This window comes from Lysinibacillus sp. BNK-21, assembly GCF_048684915.1.
In the GTDB taxonomy this organism is placed as follows: Bacteria; Bacillota; Bacilli; order Bacillales_A; family Planococcaceae; genus Lysinibacillus; species Lysinibacillus capsici.
In genome coordinates this window covers 3,664,396-3,678,279 of record NZ_JBLQTS010000001.1, presented here as the reverse complement: position 1 = coordinate 3,678,279, position 13,884 = coordinate 3,664,396, and the positions used below count along the sequence as shown (strand labels likewise).

13 protein-coding genes are annotated in these 13,884 nt (G+C 39.4%); all 13 read left to right on the top strand.

Going from position 1 to position 13,884, the window contains the following annotated elements; all coding sequences use genetic code 11:
- The first annotated feature begins 52 nt into the window (after window positions 1-52).
- The 13 genes from ACMGGO_RS18730 to ACMGGO_RS18670 all read left to right on the top strand — a co-directional run bounded on the left by ACMGGO_RS18730 (window position 53) and on the right by ACMGGO_RS18670 (window position 13,875).
- Entirely contained in the window at window positions 53-1,369 is a 1,317-nt protein-coding gene (locus ACMGGO_RS18730) for a GntP family permease (RefSeq protein ID WP_054549811.1), read from the top strand.
- A 12-nt stretch (window positions 1,370-1,381) separates the two neighbouring features.
- Window positions 1,382-2,143 carry a 3-hydroxybutyrate dehydrogenase gene (locus ACMGGO_RS18725; RefSeq protein WP_326141105.1) on the top strand — a complete coding sequence of 254 codons (762 nt, stop codon included), beginning with the start codon at window positions 1,382-1,384 and terminating at the stop codon, window positions 2,141-2,143.
- 15 nt (window positions 2,144-2,158) lie between these two features.
- Window positions 2,159-3,343, top strand: a complete 1,185-nt coding sequence (locus ACMGGO_RS18720; protein ID WP_326141106.1) for an iron-containing alcohol dehydrogenase — start codon at window positions 2,159-2,161, stop codon at window positions 3,341-3,343.
- 151 nt (window positions 3,344-3,494) lie between these two features.
- Entirely contained in the window at window positions 3,495-4,262 is a 768-nt protein-coding gene (gene fadH / locus ACMGGO_RS18715) for a 2,4-dienoyl-CoA reductase (protein WP_066037225.1), read from the top strand.
- 64 nt (window positions 4,263-4,326) lie between these two features.
- The gene (locus tag ACMGGO_RS18710; protein WP_048391979.1) at window positions 4,327-4,566 is read left to right on the top strand and encodes a hypothetical protein; all 240 of its coding nucleotides are present in this window, start codon (window positions 4,327-4,329) and stop codon (window positions 4,564-4,566) included.
- A gap of 195 nt (window positions 4,567-4,761) precedes the next feature.
- Window positions 4,762-5,202 (top strand): cyclic-di-AMP-binding protein CbpB, encoded by a 441-nt coding sequence (gene cbpB, locus ACMGGO_RS18705; RefSeq protein WP_004224640.1) that lies wholly within the window; start codon window positions 4,762-4,764, stop codon window positions 5,200-5,202.
- Window positions 5,203-5,270: 68 nt separating this feature from the next.
- Complete coding sequence (locus ACMGGO_RS18700) at window positions 5,271-6,158, top strand: LysR family transcriptional regulator (protein WP_048391978.1); 888 nt, start codon at window positions 5,271-5,273, stop codon at window positions 6,156-6,158.
- 161 nt (window positions 6,159-6,319) lie between these two features.
- Entirely contained in the window at window positions 6,320-8,713 is a 2,394-nt protein-coding gene (locus ACMGGO_RS18695) for a DUF7408 domain-containing protein (protein WP_416141374.1), read from the top strand.
- Window positions 8,713-9,648 (top strand): ABC transporter ATP-binding protein, encoded by a 936-nt coding sequence (locus ACMGGO_RS18690; protein ID WP_048391976.1) that lies wholly within the window; start codon window positions 8,713-8,715, stop codon window positions 9,646-9,648. Before ACMGGO_RS18695 ends, ACMGGO_RS18690 begins: the two co-directional genes overlap by 1 nt.
- Complete coding sequence (locus ACMGGO_RS18685) at window positions 9,645-10,490, top strand: ABC transporter permease (protein ID WP_054549813.1); 846 nt, start codon at window positions 9,645-9,647, stop codon at window positions 10,488-10,490. The genes ACMGGO_RS18690 and ACMGGO_RS18685 overlap by 4 nt, the downstream gene beginning before the upstream one ends.
- 12 nt (window positions 10,491-10,502) lie before the next feature.
- On the top strand, window positions 10,503-11,996 hold the full coding sequence (locus ACMGGO_RS18680; protein ID WP_420282122.1) for a hypothetical protein: 1,494 nt from the start codon (window positions 10,503-10,505) through the stop codon (window positions 11,994-11,996).
- Window positions 11,997-12,007: 11 nt separating this feature from the next.
- The gene (locus ACMGGO_RS18675; RefSeq protein ID WP_048391973.1) at window positions 12,008-13,003 is read left to right on the top strand and encodes an AAA family ATPase; all 996 of its coding nucleotides are present in this window, start codon (window positions 12,008-12,010) and stop codon (window positions 13,001-13,003) included.
- On the top strand, window positions 13,000-13,875 hold the full coding sequence (locus ACMGGO_RS18670) for a DUF58 domain-containing protein (RefSeq protein ID WP_066037221.1): 876 nt from the start codon (window positions 13,000-13,002) through the stop codon (window positions 13,873-13,875). Before ACMGGO_RS18675 ends, ACMGGO_RS18670 begins: the two co-directional genes overlap by 4 nt.
- Window positions 13,876-13,884 lie beyond the last annotated feature (9 nt).

Here is a 13,884-nt window from a genome sequence, read left to right as displayed (position 1 = left end):
GCTGTAGAGTTATACAGCTCTTTTTCTAAAAAAGGGGATGGGTGGGGTGTAAATGTTAGAGTATATTGGTCTTTTTGGTAGTTTAGCATTATTAGTTTATTTAACAATGAAGGGTGTAAATCTACTTATTTCAGCACCGTTAACTGCGCTGTTAGCAGCCTTAACAAACGGTCTTGCATTTTTTCCTCAAACAGCTGATAAAGATCAGGCCAACTTTCTAACGAGCTATATGGATGGGTTCACCGGATTTGTTGGTTCATGGTATTTAATGTTCATGGCGGGCGCCATTTTCGGCAAAGTCATGGAGGACACAGGCGCTGCAGATAGTGTCTCTAAATGGATTGTAGAAAAAATAGGGGTGAAATATGCCACATATGCTGTAGTTTTAGCTGCAGCAGTACTCACATATGGTGGTGTTTCAGTTTTTATCGTAGCCTTTTCAGTTTATCCAATGGCTATTAGTTTATTTAAACAAGCAAACTTTCCACGACGTTTTATTCCTGCTGCACTGGGCCTAGGTTCTGTCACATTTACGATGACATCAGCAGGCTCACCTGAGATTCAAAATTGGATACCAATTCCATATCTTGGTACAACTCCATATGCAGGTTGGCAAGTTAGTATTGTCGTGGCTATTTTTATGGCCGTTGGTGGCTCGCTTTGGCTGAATTGGATGATTAAACGCGCTGTTAACAATGGGGAAATTTTCATTGAGCGCTCCACCGATCCAGTAGCTGATGAAACAAGAAAGCTTCCGAGTCCCCTTTTGAGTCTCATACCATTATTAGTTGTTTTAGTCATTTCTTATATTTTCCATGATTCACTTGGAACCTCTGCTTTAATTGTAGCCTTAACTAGTGGCTGTATCGTTGCTTATTTAGTGAGTTACAAATATGCAAAGTCAGTTGGCGCAACATTAGCAGCAGGTGCAATGGGTGCTATTATTGCCATTGCAAATACGGCGGCTGTTGTCGGCTTTGGCGGGGTAGTAAAAGCAACACCATCCTTTGTTGCAACTGTTGATGTAATGACCAATATCCCTGGCAGTCCGCTGATTGGAGGAGCCTTAGCAATTGCGGTTATTGCTGGTTTAACAGGTTCAGCATCAGGGGGACAAACAATTGCTATGCCCTTACTAGCACCGCATTATATCGAGATGGGTGTAGATACAGAGGCGTTGCATCGGACAATCGCTATAGCATCTGGTTCCCTAGATTCATTGCCGCACGGAGGATATGTTGTGACAACCATCAATTCAGTATGTAATGAAAAGCATAAGGATGCATATATGCCATTTGGAGCTTTGACGGTTATTATCCCTATCATAGGTACAATACTTGCAATCATATTATTCTCATTAGGGATGTAGGAGGGATGAAGTATGCAAGGAAAAACGGTTTTTATTACAGGGGCAGCTCGTGGTATTGGTCTTGCTATTGCACAAGCATTTGCTGAGCAAGGGGCTAATGTTGTGATATCAGATAAAAATGAACAGCTTCTTGAGGAAGCCGTCGCACAATACCCCTCTTTAACTTCCTATATATGTGATGTGACAGAAGAACAAGCCATAAGAGAAGCCATTGATTTTACGATTAATAAATTCTCAACATTAGATATTTTAATCAATAATGCAGGATTTCAACATGTGTCGCTTATTGAGGATTTTAAGACAGAAATTTTTGAGTCAATGCAAAAAGTGATGGTCGTTGCTCCCTTTGTGGCGATGAAGTATGCGTTACCACATATGAAGAAAAATCAATTTGGTCGTATTATCAATATGGCCTCCATCAATGGCGTCATTGGGTTTGCTGGGAAGGCGGGATATAATGCAGCAAAGCATGGTGTGATTGGGCTTACTAAGGTAACGGCACTAGAGGTGGCGACAGAGGGAATTACGGTAAATGCTATTTGTCCAGGGTATGTTGACACGGAATTAGTACGTAATCAGTTTATGGATTTAGCACAGACACGGGGTATTCAAGTGGAAGAAGTTCTTGAGCAAGTGTTATATCCACTTGTACCGCAAAAACGTTTACTTGATGTCTCAGAAATTACAGGACTTGCATTATATTTAGCAAGTGATGTAGCAAAGGGGTTAACCGGCCAGGCCATACTATTAGATGGTGGCTATACAGCTCAATAGCTTAGGAGGGAAAATATGATTCAAACAAAAACCATCTTTACTGTTCATTCTCCAGGAACGATTGTATATGGTCGAGATTCATTTGAAGAAGTAGGAGAGTATGCGAAAAAACTAGGTTCAAAGGCATTAATTATTAGTGATCCAATTATGGACAGTTTAGGCTTTATCAAGAAATGCCATACACTGTTAAAGACCCAAGGGATAGACGTCGTTTCATTTATAGGGGTGACAACTGAGCCAGATGATACGTATGTAGCAGAGGGATTGCAGCTTTTGCAGAAAGAAAACTGTGATATCATTATTTCTGTTGGTGGTGGTAGCTGTATTGATACGGCGAAGGCGATTGCAGTAGTGGCTACAAATGGCGGCTACATAGGAGATTATATGAAAATGGCAAAGGTTGCAGCTGAAGCACCAATTCCACACATTGCGATACCAACAACAGCAGGTACAGGCTCTGAAGCAACAGATGCCACTGTTATTACCAATACAAAAAGTGATGTGAAAATGATGATTAAGCAACCAGCTTTTATGCCCACTATAGCGATTGTTGATCCTATTTTAACCATTACCTCACCTCCAGCAATTACCGCAGCAACTGGAATAGATGCATTGAGCCATGCCATTGAGAGCTATTTATCGCGTTTAGCTCATCCTTATTCGAATGTGCTCGCCTTATCTGCTATGGAATTAATTGTGAATAACATCATAAGGGTTTATGAACATGGAGATGATGTTGATGCTAGGGAAGCGATGTCATTGGGTTCGATGCAGGCAGGGCTGTCATTTTCTAATGCTTCTGTTGCCCTTGTACATGGAATGTCCCGTCCGATTGGTGCACTTTTCCACGTACCGCATGGCATCTCCAATGCGATGCTTTTACCAGCTGTACTAGATTATTCAAAAGACGCTTGTATAGAACGATTGGCAGATTTAGGACAATTTTTTAATAAAACAAAAGAACGTCTATCGCAAGAGGAGCTTGCTCAGCTTGCTATTACGTCCATTAAAGATATGTGTAAGTATATGAAAATTGGCAATTTAAAGCAGTGGGGAATCAAGGAGCATGCTTATTATCAGGCTATTCCTAAAATGGCTGAGGATGCACTTGCAAGTGGGAGCCCTGGTAACAATCCGAAGATACCAACTTTAGAAGAGTTAATGGAGCTATATAAAATTGTCTATACGTATGAGTTTTAATGATATTGGAGAGCTATTCATTGAATGAATGGCTCTTTTATATTTTTTCAGAAAATAAACTCGCATTCTATAGAATTAATATGACATATTCGAGAATATATAGTAAACTTTTAGTGAATCACCATTCATTTTTAACAAAGGGGGAAATGGAATGTTGCAAGGGAAGACGATTATTATTACGGGTGGATCAAGTGGTATGGGGCTGTATATGGCAAAGCAGTTCGTAACTGAGGGAGCTAATGTTGTCATAACAGGTCGTAACGAAGAACGATTAGCAGAGGCAAAGAAATTTATAGCGGAGGCGGGTCCCTCTATTGAGACATTCCAAATGGATGTACGTGTACCTGAGCATGCTGAGGCTATGCTCGAATTTGCTATTGAAAAATTTGGTCAAGTGGATGGGCTTGTGAATAATGCAGCGGGTAACTTTATTGTACGTGCAGAGGATTTATCACCGAATGGCTGGAAGGCTGTTGTAGATATCGTATTAAATGGTACATTCTATTGCTCTTCAGCAGTAGGCAAGTATTGGATTGAGAATAAGATCAAAGGGTCTATATTAAATATGGTAGCGACGTATGCTTGGAATGCAGGAGCAGGTGTGATCCATTCAGCTGCAGCAAAAGCAGGGGTACTATCATTGACGAGAACGCTAGCTGTTGAGTGGGGGAAACAGTATGGGATTCGGGTTAATGCTATTGCACCAGGCCCGATCGAGCGTACTGGTGGAGCCGATAAGCTTTGGGAATCAGAAGCAGCGGCAGCTCGTACACTAGATTCTGTTCCACTAGGCCGTATAGGAACACCAGAAGAAATTGCTGATTTAGCTACATTTATGATGTCTAACAAAGCAAGTTATATGAATGGAGAATGTGTAACTTTGGATGGTGGGCAGTGGCTCAATCAATATCCATTCTAAAAAATCTTTGCATAACGAATAGCTGGGTTGACGCATACTAAGGGTAAAGAAAGGAGTTTTGCCGATGGGTATGTGGTTAATACCAGCAATTATTGCCATTGTGATCATTTCTGCTATTTCGTTTGTTTATACATTAAAAATAGCTAAAATGACTTCTGAACGGAAATCTGAAAATGATACCCCTATTTCAGAAACAGTTGAAGAATATGCAACGATGTTGAACCCAATTGTTTGGGTCTATGCAATTTTTTTACTTTTTTTAGGAATCATGATTTTTTACTACTGGAGTAAGGCTGGCTATTAGTTCAGAACCATCTTCATTCAGTCACGAAAACTTGACTGGATGAAGATATTCTAAGTTTTTGCTGTAAAGGCTAAAATAATTCATTGTTCATGAAAACTCTTCTCGGCCTGGTCATGGTCATACATAGAAAAGTTGTGATATGATGAAAGGGAAGGACTGTTCTACACAGTGAGGACAGAAAAGGAGAAGAAGTTCATGATTTCAACTAACAGCAAAGACTTATTAGCAATGCCAATTAGTGATTTTATCATTTCCTCTGAAAAAGTTGCGCATGTACAAAGTGGAAATAGTGCGGAACATGCACTCCTTGTACTAACACGTACAGGGTACTCGTCCATACCTGTATTAGATTTGAAATATCGACTTCAAGGTTTACTTAGCATGAAAATGATTACCGAATCGATTCTTGGACTTGAGCATATTGAATATGAAAAGCTACCTGATATTAAGGTTGACTCTATTATGGAAAAAGAGATCGCTGTATTGAAGCTGACGGATACTTTCCAGCGTGCTTTGGATTTAGTTATTAACCACGCCTTTTTATGTGTAGTGGACGAAGATGGTACATTTGCAGGGATATTAACAAGACGTGTTATTTTAAAGCAATTGAAAAAATATATTTATCAAAAAGAGTAGTAGCTTAAGAGGGAACTCAGATGAAAATCATGAGGCCCTCTTTGCTTGTATTGGAGGTTTACAGATTGATGGCAACAGAGGCAGAAATTTTAAAAATCTTAGCTGAAGAACGCAATATGCGGAAAGCAGCAGAACGTCTATTTTTATCCCAACCAGCCCTTTCACAACGATTGCAAACGATTGAGAAAGACTGGGGTGCACAATTATTTATTCGTTCACAAAAAGGTTTAACAGCAACACCTGCTGGTGAACAAGTTATTGCTTATGCAAAGGAAATGCTAGCCAAAAAGGAAGAAATATTTGAAACGATTCAATCCTTAACGACAAAGGTAAACGGGACATTGAAAATTGCTTGTGCATCCATTGTTGGTCAGAACTGGCTACCAAAAATCTTGAAGGAGTTTGTGTCAAAATATCCAGAGGCTAAAATATCACTGATGACGGGCTGGAGTTCTGAAATTGTGAAGGCTCTTTACGAGGGCGAGGCCCATGTAGGCATTGTACGAGGCCAAGTTGACTGGAAAGGAGAAAAGATCCACCTTTTCAGAGATACTCTTTATTTAGTGGACAAAGAGGTTAAAACAATTGAAGATGTGTTAAAGACAGACCGTCCATTTATTCAATATAAGAGTGATTCCAACTATTATCAAGAAATTCAGCAATGGTGGCAGCAGCATTTTGCCTCGAATCCAAGAAAACAAATTTTAGTGGATCAAATTGAAATTTGCAAGCAAATGGCATTAAATGGTATCGGTTATGCGATCTTGCCTTCTATTACGTTAAATGACCACGATGCCATTCACAAAATCCCTCTATCAAATGATGAAAAAGAGTTTGGTCTTACACGCGATACTTGGCTAATTGGTTATGAATCCTCTTTTGAATTAAGACAAGTAGAGGCGTTTGTGGAAGTAGTGCAGGATCATGCACGGTGTTTGTTTGATTATACTAAATAGAAAATCAGGCAGCTCCAGGTTGTTTTGGAGTTGCCTTTTTGCATTGTAGAATTCTTAAGAGTTTATGAATATTAATGAAGATAACATAAGAAATGGAACAAAATGCAATATAAATCGTATAATTATGTAACCATCTATTTACATAAAAAGGGGTTGAGCTTTTGAAAAAGACAAAATGGACGGCACTGGCCTTACTAGTCATGCTGGTAATGAGCTTTATCTTGCCTACAACTCAGGCAAGTGCTGCTGCTACGCTAGAGGTGAAAGCAACAGCGGGTGTTTCTGGTAAAGCGAAATATCAATCAGTAGTACCACTCCAAGTTACAGTGAAAAATAATGGAGCTGACTTCTCAGGAGATATGGCGATTAATTCATCAAATTCTTATGAGGCAGCTTCAGCACTTGTCGTTCCAATTGATATAGCAGCAGGAGAGGAAAAGACATTTACTTTCTATCTTGATGGTTTAGCTGACTATAGTTATTCGGACACCGATTTATTTGCTTTTTATGAGGGAAGCATTGAAAAAGGAAAAAAGATTGCCTATAAGGGAACTAAACGTCTGCAATCAAATTTTTTAGACCCCTCATCAACATTCATTTATACATTAACAGATAAAAGTGATCGTCTTTCTGCACTATTACGTTTATCAACATTTGTAGCTCAAAGTAATGTGGAAGTATTTAATATCAATCAATTAAAAGATTATACACTTCCAGAAGATTCGCAGGGACTTGCGATGGCCAATGTCATTGTTGTAGATGAAGTGGCTATTGCTGATTTAACACCGAAACAACAAGAAGCATTACTAAAATGGGTACAGGATGGTGGTACCTTACTTCTAGGTGCTGCTGACCAAATTAATGCTACAGCAGGGGTTTTTAAAGAGTATTTACCTTTGTCATTATCACAAGAAATGACTGCGATTTCTGCAGAAGCTTTAACTAAATTGTCAGGAGGCGGCATTTTTACACAGCCGATTTCAGTATACTCAGCTACTAGTAGTGAAGGAAGTTTACCTGTATTAACAGAAAATAATGAAGTGTTAGCAGCAAAGAAAAAAGTGGGTAGCGGGGAAGTGATTCAAACAACCTTCTCTTTAGGTGATCAACCACTTGCTTCTATGGACGGCTACGGAGCACTTTTAGCCAAAGTGATAAATATTCAAAGTATTTCACAGCAAGGAATGATGAGACAGGGACAATCTCCTCTCGATCAAATATCTTATGAACTTCGTAACATTAATGAACTATTTCCATCATTCGAAGTATCAGTGAGCTATATGCTAATTGTCATTATTCTTTATATTTTAATAATCGGGCCAATTCTTTATTTTGTCTTGAAAAAAGCGGACAAGCGTGAACATGCATGGTGGATAATACCGTCCATCTCTGTTGTTCTTTCCATTGTTCTCTTTATTGTCGGAGCGAAGGATCGTATTGTTCAGCCACAAGTTCAACAATCTGCATTCTATAAAGTAAATGAAGACAATAGTGTAAATGGCTATTATGTAGAGTCCATTCTAACGAATCGTAGTGGGGACTTTGTGGTCAATGCTGACCAAAATACAACTGCTGTTGCATTAAGAAATTATAATAACTTCACAGGCACGATGGGACCATTACATGAATCTTCTTATATAAAAGAAAATGCTAGCGGTTCAACACTAACATTACGTGATTTAAGCTACTGGTCTGTGCAATCCTTTGGTGGAAAAACATCAGCACAAAATATCGGGAAGATGGATATAGATATAACACTGAAAAATGAAAAACTAACAGGAACAGTTAAAAATAATTTCCCGTTTGCATTAAAAGATGTCACATTAATCTCTGGTGTGAAAGAAGTAAAACTAGGTGATATTGAAGCAAATGGAACATTACAGGTAAATAAGGAACTGAAAACAACGGTTCTTCAAAAACCATCTATTTTCAATAATTATAATTATAGTTACCCATCGAAAAAGGATGAGGTAAACCCAATGCGGATTGAACGAATGAAAACTTTAGCATTGCCGCTTGTCGAAAAGGATAACCAGCCAATACTTACAGCTTGGACAGATCAAGCTGTGGTAGGTGTTGAATTAGAAACAAGTGCCAATATGTCACCGATTACGATGCTTGTTCAACCATTTAAAGGAAAAGTTGAGCTAACAGGGCCATTTACAATGAAGCGTAATAACTTCTCGTATTCAGTAGAGCCACTATCAGCAAATGGCTATTATGAAAAGATCGAGGAAGAATTGAATAAATGGTACCTATCTGAAGGTTTGTACGAAGTAACGATGACCATGCCAGATCAATTCATGGATGCCGTTGAATCACTTAATGAGCTGACAATTTCTAATAAGGATGTCTCACGTATGCAGCTATCCATTTGGAATAATGAAACGAATATATATGAGCCTTTAGTCGATACAAAGCAAGTGTTTACAGACAAGATTTCCACATACTTTAATCAAGATGGAGAGCTTCGAATTGAAATCAAATATGGTCCCGATCCATCAGGAGAACAAACGAAGTTACCAGACATAGAGCTGAAAGGAGTGGCAAAATAATGATTGAAATTCGTGATTTAACGAAACGATACGGCTCCTTTACAGCATTAGATCATTTAAACTTATCTTTAGAAGAAGGCGTTGTATTTGGATTTGTTGGCGCAAATGGAGCAGGGAAATCAACGACATTCTCTATTTTAGCTACACTATTGTCACCGACTTCAGGAGATGCTCTGATAAATGGCAAAAGTGTTGTGAAGGAACCAAAAGAAGTTCGAAAGCAAATTGGTTATATGCCCGATTTCTTTGGTGTTTATGATCAGTTAAAAGTAGATGAATATTTAGATTTTTATGGAGCGAGCTACGGTATCCAATTAGCAGAGCGTCAAGTGTTAATTCCACAACTATTAGAACTAGTGAATTTAACAAGTAAACGCTATGAATATGTTGATTTATTATCACGTGGTATGAAGCAACGCTTATGTTTAGCTCGTGCACTCATCCATGATCCAAAGGTACTGATTCTAGATGAACCTGCATCAGGACTAGATCCGCGTGCTCGTGTGGAAATGCGAGATATTTTACGGAATTTAAAGTCTATGGGAAAAACAATTTTAATTTCGTCGCATATTTTACCTGAACTTGCTGAGATGTGTGATGAAATCGGTGTTATTGATAATGGTAAATTAATTGCACATGGAAATGTAGCCGCGATTCAGGCCCAGCTACAAGGAGAAAAGCGTATTGTGTTGAAAGTGACAGATCAATTGGATGCAGTACGAGCGTTTTTAGAGGAAGATCCTCATATTTCATCAATTGATGTCATTGAAAATCGTTTAGAAATAGCCTTTAACTATCGAGGAACAAATGCTGAACAGGTGGCATTGCTAAAAAAAGCTATGCTTACAGATTTACCAATCTATGCATTAAGTGAAGAAGAGAAGGATTTAGAGGATGTCTTTATGGCGATTACGAAGGGAGCGGACAATCAATGATGGAAAGATTTTATAATCCAGTACTTGTTAAAGAATTGAAGTTACGCTTCCGTTCTTTTAAAAGCTTTTCAGGTTTAATGTTTTATTTAGCGGTACTGTGTATTTTCATTGCAGGGTTTTTATTGCTTACAACTGAATTTACTGGCAGAGGCTTCTTTAAACCAGAGACAAGCTTTATGATGTTTGCTGTGCTAACCATCTTGCAAATGGCATTAGTTCTTTTCATTACACCAAGTTTGACTGCTGGTGCTATCAGTAGTGAGCGCGAAAAGCAAACATTAAATATTTTATTAACAACGACACAAAGTTCTACACAAATTGTTATTGGAAAATTACTATCCTCCGTAGCATTTCTAGTATTGATGCTGGTAGCGGGATTACCACTATACAGTCTAGTGTTTCTATTCGGTGGTGTGTCGCCTTCACAGCTTATTTCTATATTTTTATTTTATTTAGTCACTGTAGTAGCAATAGGTAGTATAGGCGTGATGTTTTCTACGATTACTAAGAGAACTATTGTTGCCATGATTGCCACATACGGCTCAATCATTTTCTTAGGAGGTATTACAGCATTCTTCTTCTTTTTAACAATGGCCTTTCATCAAATGGGCAATGCCATTGGAACAGGTGCCTCCTTTATGACCTATTTCTGGGCATCTATTAATCCAGGTGCCTTGATGCTGACACTTATTTCTCCAGAGATGGGGGATGCATTAGCAGAGCTGTCGGGTGTAGAACTACCTGTATGGATTACTTATTTAATTACTTATGTATTCATCATTGTGCTTTGTTTAACGATTGCGATTAAAAAATTGCGTGCCAACATGAAAAGTAACCGATGAGGAGGAATTGGTATGGAGCGTCGTAAGCAATTACGAAAATATATTCAGCGTGCAAAATCGAGATTAACTCTTGAAAGAAGCATTCCCATTGCACAATACGGTTTGTTTTTGGCATTGCTTTCGAGTGCTTCTCTCGTACTTATTTCCCGACTATTTGTCTGGCCATATTATCGCCAAATAGCGTTAGGAGCCTTTATTACCGTTATTATTTCAACCATTGCTTATATTTGGTGGAAACGGGTCAAAGAGAAAGAGGCATTGCATAAACTGGATCATTATTTCTCACATAATGAATTAGTGACAGCTTTATCATTTAAAGATGATCAGGATCCTCTTGTTCAATCATTATTATCGAAAGCTATCCAAAATGCTGAAAAAGCTTTCGCAGACTTTAAGGCTCGAAAGAAAAATCTATTTCGTCCAAAGGCGTTTATCGGTTTATTTATTACAACAGTTGTACTAGCCATTCTTTATATGTTCCCAGCAGCTACGCAAATTGAAGCAATAGAGGTTGAAAAGGAGCAAGCAGTTATCGAAGATATGAAGAAGGAAGTTGCTGAATTAGAGAAGAAGGCGGAAACAAAAGAAGTAAAGGAGCAATTGCAAGAACTTCAAAATACTTTAAAAGAGGCTGAAACAGCAGAAGAAGCTTTACGAGAAGTTGTCAAAAAGCAAAAGGAGCTAGCATTAAAGGAGCAGCAATTAAAGGATAAACAAACGGCTAGTCAAGATGGCACAACAGAAGGCCAAGGATTATCGAAGGAAGAGGTTGAGCAGCTAAAAGAGCTTGCCCAAATGCAGCAAGGGCTCACAGAAAATGCAAATGCCACACAAACTGCTATGAGTAAACTTGGTAAACCAGCGAGTAACTCCTTACAAAATGCAATTGCGAGTGCCAATAATGCCAGCAGCCACAATCAAAACAGTCAACAGTCATCTGGTAATTCCCAACCTAGTAATCAACAAAGCCAGTCTAGTCAAAATAATGCTCAAAGTGGTTCTCAACAGCAAAATGGTAGTAGCCAGAGCAATGGTCAAGGACAGGGCCAAGGACAGGGACAAGGCCAAGGACAGGGCCAAGGTCAGGGACAAGGCCAAGGACAGGGCCAAGGTCAGGGACAAGGACAAGGACAAGGACAAGGACAGGGACAAGGCCAAGGACAGGGCCAAGGTCAGGGACAAGGACAGGGCCAAGGTCAAGGTCAAGGTCAGGGACAAGGTGGTCAAGGAGCAGGAAGTGGCCAAGGCGGTCGGAATTTGCTAACGACACCGAATCGAATAGGTGGGGCAAGTGAGACATCAGTAGATGGTGGCGCATTAGGAGATGGTTCCCATGTATCTGAGCAACAAGGAAATGGTCCGATAACAAAAGGTTCTATTCGACCTTATGAAGAAGTAATTGGCTCTTATAAAGACAGCTATTTAGAGAGTTCAGAGCGCTTACAATTACCAAAGGATTTACAAAATGTCGTGCAATCTTATTTCACGTCAATTGAGTCGCAGTAGGAGGAAAAGAAATGGCCTTTACAGAGCAACAGTATGTAGATATGAGTACGAAATTACAACAAGTTAAAGAAGAAATCCATCGCTTCATTGTTGGACAGGAAGAAGCAATTGATTATACCCTGTATGCAGTATTAGCGGATGGTCATGCATTGTTAGAAGGTTTACCTGGTTTAGGAAAAACGATGTTAATTCGTACCATTTCAGAGGTACTTGATCTGTCGTTTTCACGTATTCAATTTACACCAGATCTTATGCCAGCAGATATAACAGGTACGAGCATGATTGAACGTACACCCGATGGGAAGCAGCAATTTACCTTTCAACCTGGGCCAATCTTTAGTCAAATGGTATTGGCTGATGAGATAAATCGCGCAACACCCAAAACCCAAAGTGCCTTGTTGGAAGCAATGGGAGAAAAAACGGTAACCATATTAGGGGATACAAAAAAAATGGCGAGACCATTTTTCGTGCTGGCAACTCAAAACCCTATTGAAATGGAAGGAACATACCCATTACCAGAAGCACAGATGGACCGTTTCCTTTGTAAAATTCTTGTACCCTATCCAGAAAAAAGCGAACTTATGGAAATTATGAAGCGAACGACAGGTGCCCAGGAAATTGGTTTACAGAAACAGATGGATACGGATGCTCTCATTCAAGCTCAGCAAATGGTAAAGGAAGTGATGGTTGCTGATGAAATGCTAGAGTATGCAACTGATCTAGTAGTGGCTACGCATCCTGAGAGAACAGATGCGCTTGATGAGGTTAAACAATATGCAATGTATGGCAGTGGTCCACGTGGTTTGCAGAGCTTAATCAAATTGGCAAAGGCAAGAGCTTTAATGAATGGTCGTTTTCATGTTTCTGTAGCGGATATTAAATCTGTTGCTAAGCCTGTTTTACGTCATCGCATGCTGTTGAATTATGAAGGGGAGGCTTCAGGAAAAACAGCAGACGATGTGATTGATGTTATTTTAGAAAAAGTTCAGCAAGGTATTAGCAAGTGACAGCAAAATACTTATTGCCCGAAGACTGGTTAGCGAAAATCAGTCGCTTTCAAGTAGCGACGGCCTCCAAACTACGCGGGCAACATAAGGGCTCGCACCGTTCTCAACGCTTCGGGGCATCCCTTGATTTCTCGGATTTTCGAGAATACCATTTAGGAGATGATGTACGCCAAGTGGATTGGAACGTCTTTGCTCGTACAGATAAATACTTTATTAAAAGGTTTTTAGATGAGCAAGAGATGCGTGTACATATTCTACTAGATGCTACCAAATCAATGGGGCAACATGCTAAGTGGTTATTTGCTCGTCAAATTGTGGCCTCCCTCGGTCTGATGGTATTAGGTCGAGATGATCGTCTATCCTTTTCTTTTGTCCAAGATGAAGTGAAGCCACCATTTCGACGGAAGGGTACCATGTATCGCCGAGCTTTTTTACAGCTAGTAACAGATATAGAGGAAGCTAATTACTCTAATCGTTTTGCCAAGGATGCACTTAAAGCTTTACCTAAAGATAGTACCGTATTATTCATTGTTACAGATGGATTAGAGCCAATTGAGGAATGGGAACAGCTATTAAAAAGGCTACCACGCTATGCTGGAGATGTTCGCATTTTGCAAATTGTAACGCAAGAAGAACTGTCACCAAATTATTCGGGTGATGTACGTCTCCTTGATCGTGAAACAGGTAATGATGTGAATGTGACGATGTCCTCTAAAGTATTAGAGTCCTACCATGCAAGACGCATACTACATGAAGAAGAATTTGAAGCCATTTGCCGTCGCTTTGGTGTTCGAAAATTACAATTGAAAGTGGAAGATGGATTGCAACATGCGATTTTCCAGCAATTATTAAAAGCACATTGGATTAGGTGAGGTGAGCCG